This window comes from Aminobacter anthyllidis (genome assembly GCF_018555685.1).
Lineage (GTDB): Bacteria > Pseudomonadota > Alphaproteobacteria > Rhizobiales > Rhizobiaceae > Aminobacter > Aminobacter anthyllidis.
Window position 1 is genome coordinate 127,791 of record NZ_JAFLWW010000001.1, and the last position, 16,914, is coordinate 144,704.

17 protein-coding genes are annotated in these 16,914 nt (G+C 59.7%); 13 read left to right on the forward strand and 4 right to left on the reverse strand.

The genetic code is table 11. The features are described 5' to 3' along the window. Positions 1-56 precede the first annotated feature (56 nt). Positions 57-1,088 (forward strand): BMP family lipoprotein, encoded by a 1,032-nt coding sequence (locus tag J1C56_RS00635; protein ID WP_214385099.1) that lies wholly within the window; start codon positions 57-59, stop codon positions 1,086-1,088. A 52-nt stretch (positions 1,089-1,140) separates the two neighbouring features. Here the strand turns inward: J1C56_RS00635 and J1C56_RS33410 are convergent, their stop codons facing one another. After that, a complete protein-coding gene (locus J1C56_RS33410; RefSeq protein ID WP_214385100.1) occupies positions 1,141-1,974 on the reverse strand; it encodes a helix-turn-helix domain-containing protein in 834 nt (277 codons plus the stop codon). Between the two features lie 295 nt (positions 1,975-2,269). On the opposite strand from J1C56_RS33410, the gene add reads away from it, so the two are divergent. From add to J1C56_RS00700, 12 genes are all read left to right on the forward strand, one after another. After that, positions 2,270-3,328, forward strand: coding sequence for an adenosine deaminase (gene add / locus J1C56_RS00645; RefSeq protein WP_214385101.1), 1,059 nt, complete (start codon positions 2,270-2,272; stop codon positions 3,326-3,328). A 180-nt stretch (positions 3,329-3,508) separates the two neighbouring features. After that, positions 3,509-4,420: a BMP family lipoprotein gene (locus J1C56_RS00650; protein WP_246591042.1), complete on the forward strand. Its 912-nt coding sequence runs from the start codon at positions 3,509-3,511 to the stop codon at positions 4,418-4,420. A 63-nt stretch (positions 4,421-4,483) separates the two neighbouring features. Next, the gene (locus J1C56_RS00655; protein ID WP_214385103.1) at positions 4,484-6,064 is read left to right on the forward strand and encodes an ABC transporter ATP-binding protein; all 1,581 of its coding nucleotides are present in this window, start codon (positions 4,484-4,486) and stop codon (positions 6,062-6,064) included. Then, entirely contained in the window at positions 6,061-7,125 is a 1,065-nt protein-coding gene (locus J1C56_RS00660; protein WP_214385104.1) for an ABC transporter permease, read from the forward strand. Before J1C56_RS00655 ends, J1C56_RS00660 begins: the two co-directional genes overlap by 4 nt. Further along, positions 7,122-8,054 carry an ABC transporter permease gene (locus J1C56_RS00665; RefSeq protein ID WP_214385105.1) on the forward strand — a complete coding sequence of 311 codons (933 nt, stop codon included), beginning with the start codon at positions 7,122-7,124 and terminating at the stop codon, positions 8,052-8,054. Before J1C56_RS00660 ends, J1C56_RS00665 begins: the two co-directional genes overlap by 4 nt. 87 nt (positions 8,055-8,141) lie before the next feature. Continuing rightward, on the forward strand, positions 8,142-8,816 hold the full coding sequence (locus J1C56_RS00670) for a helix-turn-helix domain-containing protein (protein ID WP_246591140.1): 675 nt from the start codon (positions 8,142-8,144) through the stop codon (positions 8,814-8,816). Between the two features lie 426 nt (positions 8,817-9,242). Next, entirely contained in the window at positions 9,243-9,392 is a 150-nt protein-coding gene (locus J1C56_RS00675) for a hypothetical protein (RefSeq protein ID WP_214385106.1), read from the forward strand. Between the two features lie 217 nt (positions 9,393-9,609). Continuing rightward, complete coding sequence (locus J1C56_RS00680) at positions 9,610-10,311, forward strand: SH3 domain-containing protein (RefSeq protein WP_214385107.1); 702 nt, start codon at positions 9,610-9,612, stop codon at positions 10,309-10,311. A gap of 42 nt (positions 10,312-10,353) precedes the next feature. Continuing rightward, positions 10,354-10,674, forward strand: a complete 321-nt coding sequence (locus J1C56_RS00685; RefSeq protein ID WP_214385108.1) for a putative periplasmic lipoprotein — start codon at positions 10,354-10,356, stop codon at positions 10,672-10,674. Positions 10,675-10,717: 43 nt separating this feature from the next. Continuing rightward, positions 10,718-12,790, forward strand: a complete 2,073-nt coding sequence (locus tag J1C56_RS00690) for a M13 family metallopeptidase (RefSeq protein WP_246591141.1) — start codon at positions 10,718-10,720, stop codon at positions 12,788-12,790. Between the two features lie 15 nt (positions 12,791-12,805). Further along, positions 12,806-13,804, forward strand: coding sequence for a L,D-transpeptidase (locus J1C56_RS00695; RefSeq protein ID WP_214385110.1), 999 nt, complete (start codon positions 12,806-12,808; stop codon positions 13,802-13,804). 50 nt (positions 13,805-13,854) lie between these two features. Next, positions 13,855-14,148 (forward strand): hypothetical protein, encoded by a 294-nt coding sequence (locus tag J1C56_RS00700; RefSeq protein ID WP_214385111.1) that lies wholly within the window; start codon positions 13,855-13,857, stop codon positions 14,146-14,148. Here the strand turns inward: J1C56_RS00700 and J1C56_RS00705 are convergent. The 3 genes from J1C56_RS00705 to J1C56_RS00715 form a co-directional block, all read right to left on the reverse strand. After that, positions 14,101-15,045, reverse strand: a complete 945-nt coding sequence (locus tag J1C56_RS00705) for a LysR family transcriptional regulator (protein ID WP_214385112.1) — start codon at positions 15,043-15,045, stop codon at positions 14,101-14,103. The genes J1C56_RS00700 and J1C56_RS00705 overlap by 48 nt on opposite strands. 519 nt (positions 15,046-15,564) lie before the next feature. Beyond that, positions 15,565-15,738 (reverse strand): hypothetical protein, encoded by a 174-nt coding sequence (locus J1C56_RS00710; protein WP_214385113.1) that lies wholly within the window; start codon positions 15,736-15,738, stop codon positions 15,565-15,567. 84 nt (positions 15,739-15,822) lie between these two features. Then, on the reverse strand, positions 15,823-16,800 hold the full coding sequence (locus J1C56_RS00715; RefSeq protein WP_214385114.1) for an alpha/beta fold hydrolase: 978 nt from the start codon (positions 16,798-16,800) through the stop codon (positions 15,823-15,825). Positions 16,801-16,914: the final 114 nt, after the last annotated feature.

Genomic DNA, 16,914 nt, shown 5'->3' on the forward strand with positions numbered 1-16,914 from the left:
CGGGCAAAGCAGGGCCGGACCGAACCGGACTAGACAACCAATGGGAGTTAGAAATCATGATTGGACGATTGACCGGCAGGCTCGTTGCCTCCTTGGCAATGGCTGTGCTTGCGCTGTTTGCGCTTTCGTCGGTGTCGCGCGCCGAAAACCCGGACAAGCTCCGCATCGCTGTCATTCTGGCTTCCGGCGTGGAAAGCGGCTGGGACGGCACGCTGATTGAATCGCTCGAGCGGGTGAAGGCGGCCAGGCCGCATGGGCTTGAGCTGAGCTGGAAATACACCGACCCGCTATGGGGCGACGATGCAGGCGACGCCATGCGGCTGTTCGCCGAAAGTGGCCAGTATGACGTCATCTGGGCCCACAGCACCTATTCCGACCAGGTCAAGAAGCTGAAGGATGAGTTCCCGGAGATACTCTTCGTCGTTACCGGGTCTGGGAACGAAGGCTTGGGCGGCAACCAGTACATGCTCTACAAGCGTGTCCACGAGCCTGCCTACCTGCTTGGCGTCATCGCCGGCCGCATGACCAAGTCCAACGTGCTTGGCACGGTGGGCACATTTCCCGCCGACGATGTGAACGATTCGATCAACGCCTTCTTCGCCGGAGCGAGATCGGTAAATCCGTCGATCAAGGAAAAGGTCGTTTTCATCGAGTCCTGGTATGACCCGGCCAAGTCGGCCGAATACACCCATGCTCAGATCGCAACGGGCGCCGACGTCATCTTCCAGCAGACCGACAACTTCAAGGAATGCGAAGCCGCCAAGATCATCTGCTTCGGCAGCAATCAGGATCAGTCCAGCTTCTCCCCGACCACCATCGTCAGCAGCACCGTGATCCGCTGGGATCCGGACATCATGCACGTCGTCGACGCCTGGTGGCAGCACAAGGTCGAAGGAAAGCCGCTCGCCGGAAGCACGGAGCGGATATGGCGCGGCATGAAGGATGGCGGTGCCGACATGGCTCCCTATCACGGCTTCGAGGCAACGCTGCCGCAACCGGTGATATCAGAGGTCGAGGCGCTGAAGGCCAAGATCATCTCAGGCGAGTTCAAGGTGCCGCTCGATACATCAGCCCCCAAGCCCAATTGAGACAACGCTCCCGCCGGGCCGAGAGGTCGGTCCGGCGGGAGGCGTGGCTCGGTCAAAAGACCATGTTCACTGCGTTTTCGGCGACACGACTTGGTTTGCGGTAATCCATATTGGCACGCAGTTCCGTAGGCGACATGCCGAAATGCAGCTTGATCTGCCGCGAGAAATGAAAGGGGTTCTTGTAGCCGCATTGATACGCGATTTCTGCGATCGTCAAACCGGTATGCAACAGGCGCTGCTTGCCACGGTTCGCCCGTACCTGCCAGAGATAGCGGACAGGTGTCACTCCGATGTGTTTTCGGAACGATGAGATCAGGTGCTGGGGCGTGACGGCCACCACATCCGCCACATGGCCGACAGTCATCTCCTTTTCGAAATTATCCTCCAGATAGCGCCGGGCTTGATGAATCGAACGGGGGATGTGACGCTCCAGCTCCGAGACCTGTGCTTCATGGAAATAGGCGGTGAACAGCGACTGCCCCAGGTTGTTGCGGAGCATGTTGACGTAGGCGCCTGTCCCTGAGCCCAGTTCCAGCCCCAGGCGCACAAGTGTTGACAGCCGGTCGGATATTGGAATTTGAGACGGGACGTCGCGCATGCGCAAGGCAACGGACTCCGGCAGACTGGCGGGAAATCCCTCGCACCAGCTCACCCTGTCGCGCGCGCCTTTCTCATATTCGAAGAGCGAAACGCCTTCGCACAGGATGAAGCCGCATTGCCCGGGTTCGACGATGGTGACTTCCTCATCGCATGTCACCTTGGCGCTGCCTTCGTGCATCATCAGCAAGGTCGCATAGCGTCTGGTCAGTGGTCCGTAGACCCCTCCGGTTGAGTAGTCGGCTTCGCCAAACGAGAAGCCGTGTTCGGGATCTACAACACTGTCCACTCGCTCGCTCCACCCAGCTATTCGCCCGTGGCGGCAGGTCCCGCCGCCTTCCAGGAATTCAGAACATTAGACAAACGTAATCTTAATTCAAGACATGCTTCGGATCGGCGGCGATATTCCGCTTGGCACCCTGATGCACGACAATCCGGTCGTAGCGAAGAGACAGCCAGATCCGATCGAGGACGGAAATCCATCCGTGATTGTCGACAGGAATGACTGTTGCGCCGGGTCGGTTCCGGTGAAGCGTATCGAGCGATACGGGTCTCAAGCTTCGATACACAGACGGAGAAGATCAGTGGATCTGCAGGAATTTATACGAAGTATACCTAAAACTGAACTCCATCTTCATCTGGAGGGCGCGATAAATCCGGAGACATTTCTTAAGATTTCCAGGAAAAACAAGCTGGAAGTTCCGCAATTCAAGATTGTCTCTGATCTCTATCGCTATGACAATCTTCTGGATTTCCTCAAAGTCTATAGTATGGCTTCCAGGTCGGTGATTGATGCCGATGATTTCCATCTCATCACCTACGAGGCGCTCCAGAGCTGCGCCAACAGCGGCGCTCGCTACGTCGAGTTCTTCTTCAGTCCGCATGTGCACCTGGAATGCGGCGTGGCCTATCAGACCATGCTCGCCGGCATATTCCGCGCAATGGACGACATCGAGACGGACTTCGGGCTGATTTCGAAGCTGATACCCGCGCACAATCGCGAACATGGGCTTGAGCGTGGTTTCGAGTTTCTGGACATGGTGCTTGCCCACCGAACCGACAAGGTGATTGGCATCGGTCTCGATTTTGACGAAACACCTTTCCCGCCAGCACAATTCAAGCCGCTTTTCGATCGGGCGCGCCAGGCGGGACTTCATCGCACTGCTCATGCCGGAGAGGGCGGTCCGGCGTCCAACGTGCGGGACTCGCTGGATTTGCTGAAGGTCGAGCGCATCGACCACGGTTATCGTGTGATGGAGGATCTCGATCTGGTCGCGCGCTGTCGCGCTGACCGGACCGTCTTCACCATCTGCCCGAGTTCAACCGTTGGGGTGACGATCTGGCGCGATCTTGCCGCGAAGGATCATCCTATTCGGCAAATGATCGAAGCCGGACTCACGATCGTTGTCGCAGCGGATGATCCGCCAATGTTCGAGACCGATCTGGCCAACGAATATCAGCTGCTTGCCACGAACATGAATCTCGATGCCGCCGCATTGAAGACGCTTGCGCTCAATTCGCTCGAGGCGTCGTGGCTCGACGAGTCCGTCAAGCGGGATTGGCGCGCATCATGGTCACGCGAGATCGATGAGCAGATTGCTCTTCTGGATGCGGAAAACAGTGATGCACTCACGTCTGCATAAGGCTGCGACGGCGTAACAAAAAAACATAAGCGCCGCCTGAAAATCAATGGGAGCAATGGAATGTTAGGTCAATTATCAAGACGACTACTCGCCATCTGGGCGCTGACTTTGTTCGCCGTTTTCGGACACACAAACGGCACGTACGCAAGCTCACCCGAAAAGCTCCGCATCGCGGTCATCTTGTCGGCTGGTCTTGACCACGGCTTCGATGCAACGCTGATCAAGTCGCTCGAGCGCGTCAAGCAAGCAAAGCCACATGGCCTCGACATCGAGTGGAAGTCGACTGAACCGCTATGGGGCGACGACGCCGGCGATGCGATGCGCCTGTTCGCCGAAAGCGGCGACTACGACATCATCTGGGCACACAGCACCTATTCCGACCAGGTCAAGAAGCTGAAGGACGAGTTTCCGGAAATTCTCTTCGTCGTGGTCGGTGCCGGCAATGAGGGCCTCGGTGGCAATCAGTATTGGGTCTACAAGCGTCTCCACGAACCTGCCTATCTGCTTGGCGTTTTGGCAGGGCGGATGACCAAATCCGATGTGCTTGGCGTCGTCGCGCCCTTTTCCATCGAGGACATCAATGACTCGATCAACGCATTTTTCGCCGGTGCGCGGGCGGTCAATCCGGCGATCGCCCGGAAAGTAGCGTTCGTCGGATCCTGGTATGATCCAGCCAAGGCGGCTGAATATGCCGGCGCCCAGATTGCGGCCGGAGCCGATGTGATTTTCCAGCTGTCCGGCAATTTCAAGCCGTGCGAGGCCGCGAAAATCCTGTGCTTCGGTAGTTTCCAGGATGAAAGCAACTTTTCGCCGGCCACGATCCTCAGCAGCACCGTAGCCGTCTGGGACCCTGATATGACGTGGATCATCGAAAACTGGTGGAGCCACAAGGCTGAAGGCAAGCCTTATGGCGGCAACCTCAAGGAGCATTGGTTCGGCATGAAGGATGGCGGAGCCGCGTTTGCTCCCTACCATGATCTGGAAGCGAGCCTGCCAGTGGACGTTCGGACGGAAGTTGAGACGCTGAAGGCAAAGATCGCCTCGGGTGAACTCGAAATTCCAGTCGACCTGTCGGAGCCTAAGTCCGATTAGCCGCTGCGCCACCTCCACTGCTGCTTGCGCCATTTTTTGAGTGAACTTGATCAAGGAACCACCATGTCGCTCTTACCGAGCATCAAAGATCCGACGCCGGCGAATGCCAGAAAGGCGGGTACTGAGGATAAACCTCTGGCGCTGCACGTTGCAGGTCTGACCAAGCGCTTTGCCGGCGTGACGGCCAATGACGGCGTCGACTTCGACCTGGAGGTTGGCGAAATCCATTGCCTGTTCGGCGAAAACGGCGCGGGCAAGTCGACCTTGTCGTCCTGCATCTTCGGTTTCTGCACGCCGGATGCCGGGCAGATCATCGTGCGTGGCCAGCCCGTCGAGATGCATTCGCCAAGGGACGCGATCAAGCTCGGCATCGGCATGGTGCATCAGCATTTCGTGCTGGTGCCGGAGTTCACCGTGCTGGAGAACATCATTGTCGGCACCCAGAAATCCGGCTGGCGGCTGGACGACAGGGCGGCCAGGCAAAAGCTGAATAGCCTCTGCGAAGCCTACGGCATCGAGATCGATCTCGACGCCTATGTCTGGCAACTGGCGGTGGGGCGCCAGCAATGGGTCGAGATCCTCAAGGCGCTTTACCTCGACGTACAGATCCTCATCCTCGACGAACCGACGGCGGTGCTGACACCTGATGAGTCCGCGCGCCTGTTCGCGATCATGCGCAAGATGTGCGCCAACGGCATGTCGATCATCCTGATCACCCACAAGGTCGCCGAAGTGATGCAGTCGAACCGCGTCACCGTTCTGCGCAAGGGCAAGACTGTTGCCACCGTCCAGACCAGGGATACCTCGCCTGAGGAACTGGCGAGGCTCATGGTTGGCCGCGAGGTGTCGTTTTCGGTCAACAAATCGACAATCGCGCCCGGCGATACCGTGCTCGAAGTCAGTGGTCTCGGCGCCAGGGGCTACTGGAACGAGGCCGTCCTGAACCAGGTGTCGCTGTCGATCGCGCGGCACGAAATCCTCGGCATCGCCGGCGTTGCAGGCAATGGCCAGAAGGAGCTTTTCGAGGTGCTTTCGGGCGTGCGCTGGGCGCGCGAAGGCACGATCAGGCTGAACGGCGAGGACGTCAGCCGGCTCACGCCGCGGGCGATGATGGACAGGGGCGTCGGGCACATTCCCGACGACCGTTTTCGCGAGGGCCTTGTCGGGCCGTTCAGCATTGCCGAAAACCTCATCCTCGGCTGGCAGCGTAACGCCAAGTACCGCAGCGGCCTCTTTCTGGATCGTACCAAGATCGCGGCGCTGTCGAAGACGATGATGGCCCGGTACCAGATCGCCGCGCGCGACGACGAAGTGCCGGTCGAAAATCTGTCCGGTGGCAACGCCCAGAAGGTCATCCTGGCACGCGAGTTCCTGCATTCATCGGGGCTGCTGCTCGCCAACCAGCCGACACGCGGCCTCGACATCGGCGTCATCGAATATGTCTACGCCCAATTGCTGCAGAAGCGCGAAGAGGGCTTCGCGATCCTGCTTGCCTCGGAAGAGCTCAGCGACCTGTTCAATCTCGCCGACCGCATCGCGGTGATGTTCAAGGGCGAGATCGTCGGCGTCGTCGATCCCAAGACAACGACAGTGGAAGAAGTCGGCATGATGATGGCCGGACGCAGGATGGAGGCTGGACGATGATCCGGATCGAACGGCGCATTGAAGCCAATCCATGGTGGACCGCCGGCACGCTGGTGGCCGCACTGGTCGCGGGCATGCTGGCCTCCGCGCTCATTGTGGCGACGGCCGGCGCTGATCCCCTCGAGGCGTTCAGGACCTTGTTCTTCGGTGCCTTTGGCTCGCAGAAAGCGATGATGACGACGCTCATCAAGTCGACGCCGCTGATCCTGACGGGCCTGGCGACCGTCATCGCCTTCCGCGCCCAGATATGGAGCATCGGCCAGGAAGGCCAGGTCTTCGCCGGCGCAATGGCCGGCTATCTCGGCAGTCAGGTCCTGTCTGGCCTGCCGCCACTGCTGTTCTTTCCCGGGGTTATCCTGTTCGGCGTCGCCGGCGGGCTTCTGCTGGGCGGCGCCTGCGCGATCCTCAAGACCCGCTTTGGCGTCAACGAGATCGTCTCGACGGTGATGACCAACTACCTTGCCATCTACCTGTTGTCCTACCTGCTGGCGGGCGGCCCCTGGGCCGAAATTGGCGACGGCGCCTCCTACCAGCAGTCTGTGCCGCTTCCGGCGGCGGAACATCTGCCGCTGCTGTTTGGAACGAAGCTACATTTCGGCGTGCTGTTGCCCTTCATTGCCGCGATCTGCGGTGCCGTCATGCTCGACCGCACGGCACTTGGCTACGAGATCAAGGCGCTGGGGACCAATCCCGTCGCGCTCGGCCACAAGGGCACCAACATCGCCAAGACCATCGTCGTGGTGATGTGCATCAGCGGCGGGCTCGCGGCCCTTGCGGGCGTCATCGAACTCTACGGCGTCGGCCACAGGCTGAAGGCCGACAACCTTGTCGGGCTTGGCTATGCCGGCATCATCGTCGGCATGATCGGCGGCCTGCGACCACTCGGCACCGTACTTGCGGGGCTGCTGTTTGGCGGGCTGGCAAGCGGTGCCGTGTCGATGCGGGTGGTCAGCGACATTCCCGCGTCTCTGGTTCCCGCCATGCAGGGCATCATCCTGCTTTTCGTCCTCTGTGCCAGCGTGATGGCGCGTTACAAGATCGTCAGGGGTACCGCGTCATGAGCGGATTGTTTCAGGAAGCCATCCTCATCAGCATCTTCGCCGCGACCCTGCGAACGATGACCCCATTGCTGTTTTCGGCGATGGGCGAACTCGTCACCCAGCGCGCCGGGATCTGGAACATGGGCGTCGAAGGCACGATGCTGATGGGCTCGTTCGTCGCCTATTTCGTGGCGACGGCGACAGGATCCTTGTGGCTGGCGGTGCTGGCGGCGGTCCTGGCAGGAGCCGTCATGGGGCTGATCATCGCCTTCATGACGGCAACGATGCGCGTCGATCATTTCGTCACCGGCCTCGGCCTCAACCTCTTTGCCGGCGGCATCACGCTGTACTGGTTTCAAAGCTACGTTCACGGTGGTCCGCAACCCTCATTCTCCGGTTTTGAAGACGTGCCGCTGCCCTTCCTGTCCGACATCCCCTTCATCGGCCCGGTGCTGTTCTCACAGCGTCTCTTGACCTATGCCGCCTTCTTTATCGTTCCCGCTATCTGGTTCCTGCTTTACCGCACGCGTTATGGCCTGGAACTGCGTTGCCTCGGTGAGAACCCCAAGGCGCTCGACGTCAAGGGACTGAGCGTGCCCGTTCGCCAGTATGGTGCCGTGATGTTCGGCAGTGCCATGACCGGGCTCGGCGGTGGCTTCCTGATGCTCGCCTTCTCCGATCGCTTCATCGCCGACTTCTCGGCCGGCCGCGGCTGGATCGTGGTCGTTGCGCTGATCGCCGGAAACTGGAAGCCCAAGGGCGTTCTGTTGGCGGTGGTGGCCTTTGCCTTCCTGGAAGCTGTCGCCACGCACGCCCAGGTGGTCGGCGTCGGCGTGCCGCGCCAGTTGTTGCTCGCTTTGCCCTACATCGCCTCGATTATCCTTTTGATGGGGGTTCGCTTCCGGACCGGCCAGCCGGCAATGCTTGGGTTTCCTTACGCGCGCGAGTGACGCGGGCGATAGCGTGTCCGAGCGAAGCTTTTTCCAGCAACTCTGAGCGGGAGGTCAACGACAGTGGAAGACGCGCATCTCGCACTCTTGGCGCTCCCTGGCGAGCAGCAGAACGACCTGGTCGAGCAACCCGCAAGCCTTTGCCAGAATCCGCATTCGTTACGCGACAGCGGTGAAAACCGCTTGCAGACAGCGATCGGGCGCGAGGTGCGCTTCTGTCGAAAGCGTCATGGCATGACCCTCGCGGAGCTTGCGGATGCCGCCAGCGTATCGCTCGGCATGATGTCCAAGATTGAAAATGGGCATATCTCGCCGTCACTGGCCACGTTGCAGGCGCTGGCTCAGGCTTTGGCTGTCCCGCTCTCGTCCTTGCTCAAGCGCTTCGAACAGGAGCGCACCGCTGTCTTCGTAAAGGCAGGAACGGGTGTCGAGGTCGGACGGCGCGGCACGCGAGCCGGCCATCAATACAACCTCCTGGGTTACATCGGCTCCAACACGGGCGGGATCTTCGTCGAGCCCTATCTCATCACGCTGACCAAGGACACCGACACGTTTCCGCTGTTTCAGCATGCCGGAATGGAGCTGCTTTACCTGCTCGAAGGCGAGGTCAGCTACCGCCACGGCAATTCGGTCTACAGGCTGATGCCAGGTGACAGTTTGTTCTTTGATGCCGACGCCCCGCACGGCCCCGACGAGCTGGTCAAACTCCCCATTCGCTTCCTGTCGATCATTTCATATGGCGTTGGCGGCGGAGAGGATTGACCTTGGGGCCACTTCTCTTGCTCGACCGCCGTTCGCAGTTCCTGGCAAAAATAGCGACGCCAGGATCGCATTAGGCTGCAAGCCCTCATCTGCAAATGGGCGATATCAGCCTGTGAATGCCGCATGTCGGTGGCGCCGCAAGCACGCTTGTGGTTGCGACCCGGCCCGTCCCGAAATCGCCAGCGCGTCCCTCGACGCTGAGATAGCGCATGGTGAGCAAAGGCAAGAACCGACGCTCATAAGAGCCGTCGATGAGTTTGGATTGATGGGGGTCGGGAGCGAGGATGCGGCAAGCGCCCGACATCTAAGTTCGCGCACGCGCCGGGCGACACCATCCCGATCATCGGCTTCTGGATCGGCCTGCTGCTGGCGGGGGCCGATGCGAGAAATCTCAATCGCAGTCGCCGCAATCCACAGCTGCGGACCATGGTGCCGTTCGTGCTGCTGACGCCTATCGGATATTTCTGGCGGCGCTGGGCCATCACCAGAACCTCGCTCAACTACCTGTTCATCTGGATCTGCTGCTTAGTGTCTTACGCCGTGGTCCTTGCCGGACTGTCGGATCTGCAAATCTAGGCCTCGGGCCAACTGAACCTCTCGCCGGGCAGTCCTGTCGTCCGGCTGTCTCGTGGACGCCAGCGAAATCATAGCCGGGCTGATCACACTGGCGCAGGCCAACTCATTAGATTTGCTCCAGGAACGGCAAATTAATTCACTAGTCCTGTTGGGCTCAGTCGTGCAACATCCTGACGTAAAGCGATGGCTGCTGCGGCGCACTTCCTTGGGAGGTCTAATGATCAAGTTGGCTGCCGCCCTTGGAGCAATCCTTTTTGGAATTATTTTGCTGCCGGTTGTTCAGCCTGTGTGCGCGCAGGAGCGATCCGAACGTATAAGTTTCGCAAGCGGACGTTCCTCGAAGACCGTGCAGGACAGCATCGCGGGCTACGAGACGGTCAACTACCGTGTCAACGTCCGCGCAGGGCAACGTCTTGCGGCTAGCCTGCGGACCGACAATGCGAGCAACTACTTCAACATCTGGGCGCCCCGCGTGTCGGAGGCGATCTATAACAGCTCGACGTCGGGTGAACTGGCCGATGTGATCGTTCGGTCGAGCGGCGACTATCGCATCCAGGTGTACCTGATGCGCAACGCGGCGCGCCGAAACGAAACCGCGGACTACAGTCTCAAGGTGGAGGTTACCGGCGGCGATCCGGCCTCTGGCGACGATGCTGAGCCTCAACCGGACTACGCCGACGGCTTTTCGGGCGGCCCCGATTTCTGGGAAGTGGCGAATGTCCCGCCGGGAGACCGGCTCAATGTCCGGTCACGCCCGACGGCGCAGGCCCCGATCATCGTTCGCTTACGCAATGGCGCGGTCCTGCGCAATCTCGGCTGCCGCATGAACGGCCAGATACGCTGGTGCAAGGTCGAGCGGCGCGACGGCGGCGGTTCGGGCTGGGCGGCGGGACGGTTCCTGATCGAGTCGGGCGGTTAGCAACGGTCGTGTTCGCAAGAGTGAGTTTCAGGGAGGACTGACATGAACCGATACTATTTCCTGCTCGTAGCATCGTTGCTCATAGCCGGCTGCTCGACCGATTCCGGCTCGTCCGTGCCTGCCGGCGCGGCAGCGCCTATGATGGACCAAAGCGTGCCCCAGGTCGCACGAAACGCCTGCCTTCGCGAGGTGGCCCGTACCACCAACACCCAGCAGGGCGTCATTCTCGACATGCTCTATTCCGAGGCGAACTCGCAGGTCACCATTGGCGTCGGTCCGGAGCGCGCGCGGTGGCAGTGCACGGTGTCCAACAGCGGCGTCGTCGCCAATGTGATGTCGTTGACGGACGAGGGCAAGCTCTGATCGGCGAGACTGCGGAGCGTGGGAGGAGAACGCCGTGAGATCGATGCGCCTGCGTGCTGCCGCCACGTTCTTCCTTGCCGCGCTGGTCGCAGGTTCCGCGCGCGCTGAGGATGCTGCCGGTCTTCCGGCCCTCGACGCCGACAAGCTCGTCTTCTCCATCTCCAACATGGATCCGGGCGTCAGGCCAGGGATGGACTTCTATCGGTATGCGTCGGGAGCCTGGCTCGACAGGGTGGAGCGTCCCGCCCGCCTGTCGAGCTACGGCGTTTTCGATGTCATGGCCGAGAGGCTACGCGGCCAGATGTCGCTTGCCGTTGCGAAAGCGGGCGAGGAGGCTGCTAACGCGCCGAAAGGCACCCCGGTGCAGCAGGTCGGGAGTCTCTACAACGCGTACATGGATACAGCTAAGCTCGATGCTGCCGGCATTGAGCCAATCCGTGGCGAGCTTGACCGCGTTGCGGCGATAAAGTCGTTCGACGATCTGGTTCAGGTCATGGCCCGGCAAATCTATGTCAACGGACCGATCCTTTTTGCCGCGTTTGCGACCTTGAACGATCCGGCCGACACGACGCGGAACGCGTTCTATGCCGTTGGAGGAGGCTTCGGGATAGAAGCCGGCTTCGATTCGATCCTGGCCGAGGCACCGGATGACCCGCGTCGTGCGGCATATCGCAAGTACGTCGCGTCGGTCATGCAGATCGCTGGATACCCCGATGAAGAGGCAGCCCGAATCGCCGACCTCACGCTGAGCGTCGAGACCGAACTCCACGCCGCAAAATTGTCTCCGGCCGAAGGCGCCGACCCGCGCAACCGCTTCACGAAGGCGACATTCGATGAGTTGCAGGCCCAGATTCCTGAACTGGACCTCAAAGCTTACTTCCGCAGCGTCGGGTATGAAGTCCCTCAGTCGGTCGTGATGTACGAACCGCACTATCTGCCGGTGCTATCGAAACTGCTGCGGGAGCGGCCGCTTGGCGAAATCAAGGACTACATTGCCTTTCGCATTGTAAGGTCGTTCAGCCCTGTCCTGACGACGGCGTTCGACGCGCCGGAACTGGCGCTGCAGGAAGCCCTGACCGGGGTCGGCGTTCAACAGCCGCGACAGGAGCGGCTGCTGAAACTGCTGCAAGACAACCTCGGACACCCGGTCAGCCAGATCTACGTCCAGAGCTTCTTCCCTGAAGAGAACAAGCAAAAGGCGCTGGACATGGTCGAACGCATCCTGACCGCGTTCCGTGAGCGGATACCATCGCGCGCATGGCTGTCTGAGGCCACCCGTGCCGCGGCTCTCGAGAAGGTGAACAAATTCTACTATCGCGTCGGCTACCCGGACCATTGGATAGACTACTCAAGTGTCGAGATCGGGCCGGACCTTGTGGCCGATGTTATCAATATTGGCGCTTTCGGCCAAAAGCGGGAAATCGAAAAGCAGGGGAAGCCGACGGTACACGAAGAGTTCAACAGCTCTTCCGCCACGCTGCCAATCGTCATCAATGCGGGATATACGCCATCGATCAATGGGTTCGAGGTTACGGCCGCCATCCTGCAAGCGCCCGCTTTCCTGCCCGACATGGATGCCGCTGTGTATTTTTGCAGGATTGGCGGCATCATCGGCCACGAGATGGTCCATGGCTTCGACAGCGGCGGCCGGCAATACGATGCGCAGGGCAACTTCCGTGACTGGTGGACGCCTTCAGACGCCAAGGCCTTCGAAGCCGAGGCGCAGAAGCTGATTGACCAGGCCAACGCATTTGAAGTCCTACCCGGTCTCCATGCCAATGGCCCCCTGAATGTCCGGGAGAACATGGCCGATGTGGGAGGCATCACGCTCGCCTACGCTGCGTTGATGGATTATCTGAAGGAGCACCCGAGCGAGAACGTCAAAATAGATGGGCTGACGCCGGCGCAGCGCTGTTTCATATCCTGGGCCCAAATGTGGACCTGGAAGGCCACGGACCAATACCTGCGCGCCATCGTTGCAGGTGATGGCCATCCGCCGAACAACTATCGAGCCGTGGCGCCGCTCCAGCACCTCGACGCCTTCTATGAAGCATTCGACATCAAGCAAGGCGATCCTATGTGGCTGCCGCCCGAGAAGCGCGTAAAGGCATGGTGACCAAGGATACTATCTTTGCCTAACAACGGTATCAGCAGACGCGCGTTCGGACTGGGTGTCGCCGCTTCCGTGGGGTCGGGTTTGATCGCGAGCGCGCTTGCCGACACCAGGGTCAACAAGACCGCGGATTTCCTTCAGAATGGCGAATACAACTGGTTCCCCGAGAGGTCGCCGACCGGGCCTGTCGTGATCATCGTTTCCGTTCCCGACCAGATGGTCCATGTCTATCGAAACGGCATCAGGATCGCAGCATCGTCCTGCTCGACCGGAAAGGCGGGGCACGGCACTCCGACAGGCGTCTTCAAGATCCTGCAGAAGGACAAGCATCACCGTTCCAGCACCTACAACAACGCACCAATGCCCAACATGAACCGGCTGACCTGGTCTGGGATAGCGCTGCATGCCGGCAACCTGCCCGGCTATCCTGCGTCTCACGGCTGTGTGCGATTGCCGCTGGGTTTCTCGGAACTTCTCTGCGGGATCACCAAGCTCGACATGACCGTCATCATCGCCGACGAGAATTCACAGCCGGCCTCGGTGGTGCATCCCGGCATGGTTCTCGGCAACTATGCGAGCCAGGAATTCGGCGCGGTGGACGCCTCGATAAAGCACTACCAATACGCGCAAGGGCGCAGCCAGGAAACCAGTGCGACCAGCATCGTTGTCAGCGCAAAGGACCGGTCGATCAGCCTGTGGGACAATGCCAGGATCGTCGCCACCGGAAAAGTCGACATAGCACAGCCGGAAAAGCCGATAGGCAGGCACGTTTATACGCTCACTCAGGTCAACGAAGGGACGAAAGAGCTAACGTGGGTGTCGATGGCGATGTCTTCCCGCAGCAAGAATGCCGATGATAATGCGTTGCGGCGAGTGAAGGCGCATCCAGACATATTGAAGAAAGTTCAGAAGGCGATGAGGCAGGGCATGACTCTGGTCATTACCGACGAGTCGAGTGGTTCCAAAAATCGGACCGCCGACAATTTCACTATCTTTACGGGTGAGGGCCTCTACTAGCGTCACGGGCGCTGGTGAGGAAGTTTAACAAACGTCCAAAGGAGGCACAGATGAAGTCGCATGTTTTGATTTTCGCGGCGTTTGGCGTGGCGTTTGCCGGGGAGGCCGCCGCCAAAATTCCGCTTGTCAACGCCACGTGCCCTACCGGCATCGAGGTACATGCGGACGAGGGCGGTCCCGTTTACATCAACGGCAAGGAAGGCAAGCTCAAAGTCTTCAACGAGAATTACTACGAGATCAAAGACGGCGGCGTAACCATTTCGCTCAGCATCAATCCAGATGGTTCCGCAGATGTGTCATATACCGGCAAGGGTGGCGCTAACGGCGTCTGCGCCGTCAACTAGGCGCGCTGCGTGTTTGCCTTGGCCGTTGGTCTGCAGCCGGAACCAACGCGCCACCGCATCAAGTGGTGCTTCGGAGCGCCGGCTTTCCTTGATGCACAGATAGTAATCTTCATTGGTAGCGACGCCACCATCGGAGATCACTTTCAGAGTGCCGTCCGCTAGCTCTCTTTCAACCAGGAAGTCCGGGACCAGAGCCGCGCCCAGGCCTTGCCGGACCATTTCGAGCGCAACGATGTAGTGCGACGCGAACAGCCAGTCCTGGCTGGCAGGAATTTCGAACGGCAGGATTCCTTGCGCTGCGCAGATTTTCCAGTCAGCACCGATCCTGGCCGGCTCCAGATCGGTGGTGATCAAGCGCGGCACGATCTGATCTAGATCGGGCTTTCGGCCTGATACCACCGGAACGAGCATTTCTCGCCTTACGAGCAGTGACCAGAAGCCAGGCACTTCAGGGAATGTCGTGACAAATGCATCCGCAACGGCATCGGTAAGCACTGGTTCGCGCGCGTACATACACAACTGCAAGCCCACCTCGGGATTGGCTTGGTGAAAGCTCGACAGCCGGGGGACAAGCCAACCTGGAGCGAAGCTGCTGCAAATGGCTAAGCGGACAAGCTTGCGATTCCGACCGATGACCTCCGACAGCGATCTGTCGATATCACCAAAGGCTGCCCCAAGCTTTCGCGCCAGCGCCTCTCCCGCTGACGTCAGGACAATGCTTCTCCCCGACTTCATCATAAGGCGTTCGCCAATCTGATCGGTCAGGCGGCGAAGCTGGTGGCTTACGGCACTCTGTGTCACTCCGAGTTCAGTCGCCGCTTTCGTCAACGAAAGATGACGCGCCACGGCTTCGAACGTTTGAAGCGAACGAAGATTGTTCTGCTTACTGCTCGACATCAATCCTCGCCAACGGCATGAGAGCTAAAGCAACTATACCGAATTTGAGCCATTGTTCGAACATTCCGTCTAATGCGCCGGACACTGCCCAATTTTGGTCCAGATGACGGCATGCCCACGTCTATGCAGCGCAGACTCTGCGGACCTGCGTGTTGGGTGATCCGATGCAGGCCATTTTCGGTTTTGGGGACCAGCTTGCTGATTAAGAAGCGCATGTCTGCCGTGACTTTCCAATAGTTGGCCAGCTTCAAATCTCACAACGGTGGGAGCGGGTCGGCGAATTGGCGTTTGGCCGGTGGCTGCTGCAGGTGCGCGAGCACCTTGACCAGGGCGGAGCGCTCGACTTGGCTGCCGTCCCGCCAAATGTCACCTGGGTGCGCCTGGCCGGCGACCAACGCGATCACGAACTCCGTCTAGCGGCTGGCAGAACTCCTGCGGGGGCGGATGAGAAGGTGCTCATCATCGCCGACACGCGACCGCGAGTACAGCACAAGTTCGCCAAGCATATTTCCGGCGCGGTCACGGGTCGAAAACGTATACCTGACCGACCTGACCGACTTCAGCGACCGCTTCGATCTCAGTTTTCCGCAAGCTCTGCGTCAACTGATCGAGTTCGCCGGATCGGTGATGACCAACGTGGGTACCGCCGACATGCTTGCTCGCGTGGACATCTTGCGGGTCGGGCGCGCTCATCGCGAAGCCTCGCTTGCAGAGAACGCAGCGATCCATTTCGCCGAAAATCCTAGCTATTCCGCTGCTGCGGCGCAGGCCTCCTTGTCAAAGGGCAGCTGGTGCTGGAACTTCAGCAAGAAACTCCATCAACGCCTCGCTGACCTCCCGGGGCCTGTCCACTGTCAGCGTATGCCCAGCTTGCGCCAACAGCGCAACTTCGCAGGCTGGCGCATTGGCGCGAATACGCGCCGCTGCTTTGTTTACATCGTAAAGGGCATCATCTTGCCCCAGTAGAAATAAGGTTCGCGGCGGCAAGCGTCGCAGATCGTCTGCTGATATCCTTGGTGGCGGCGGTGGGCTTTGCCGTTGCGACCGCCAACGTGTGACGAAATCCTGCATAACCAGCTCAGTCGGCTGCGGTGCATGCAGCGATGAGACAAGGCGATAAAAACTGCGAACTCTTGAGTCGGTTGGAGCGATGGTCGCCAGAACCGCCCTCAGCATAAAGCTCAAACGCAGCGGCTCGATATGGGGCGGTGCGAGCAATGCCAATCCTCGCACGCGCTCCGGGTGTTTGAGCGCAAAATCGGCAGCGAGCCATGAGCCGAAAGAAGTCCCGGCGAGTGCCGTTTGTTCAAGGCCGAGACCGTCGAGCACTTGCGCCAGCCAGCGAACGTAGCCGCCGGATGCATAGCTTGGTCGCACGCCTGTGCTCCTGCCGACGTCGCCGATGACATCAGGGGCATAGACACGAAACTTCGCAGCTAGGATAGCGATGTTATGAATCCACATCGTCGCGTTGCCACCCCCGCCATGCAGCAGCACGAGCGGAGACGCCGTCGGATTGCCGGAAGCTATAAGATGGGCCTTGCCGAAATCGGTATCGATGAAACGGCTTTCATAAGATACCGGCCATCGCGCGAGCAGCAAATGATAGTCATCAAGAACCCTGTCTCTTGCCGTGTCGGACTTGAATGCAGACTGGGCCGGCATCAGAAATTCTCCCAAAGCTTGCGGTGGCAGCCAAAGCTGCTTCATGCTGTCGAGTTGTTCGAGGGTGCAAAACGGGGTCAATTTGCGCATATGGCGCTATCAACATTGCGAGTTCATTGCAGCTCATGCCTTGCCAACTGCTGATGCACATAACGTGGATTCGGAAATGCACCTTTGCGCGCGCTAGGCGAATGCGCCCGGCCA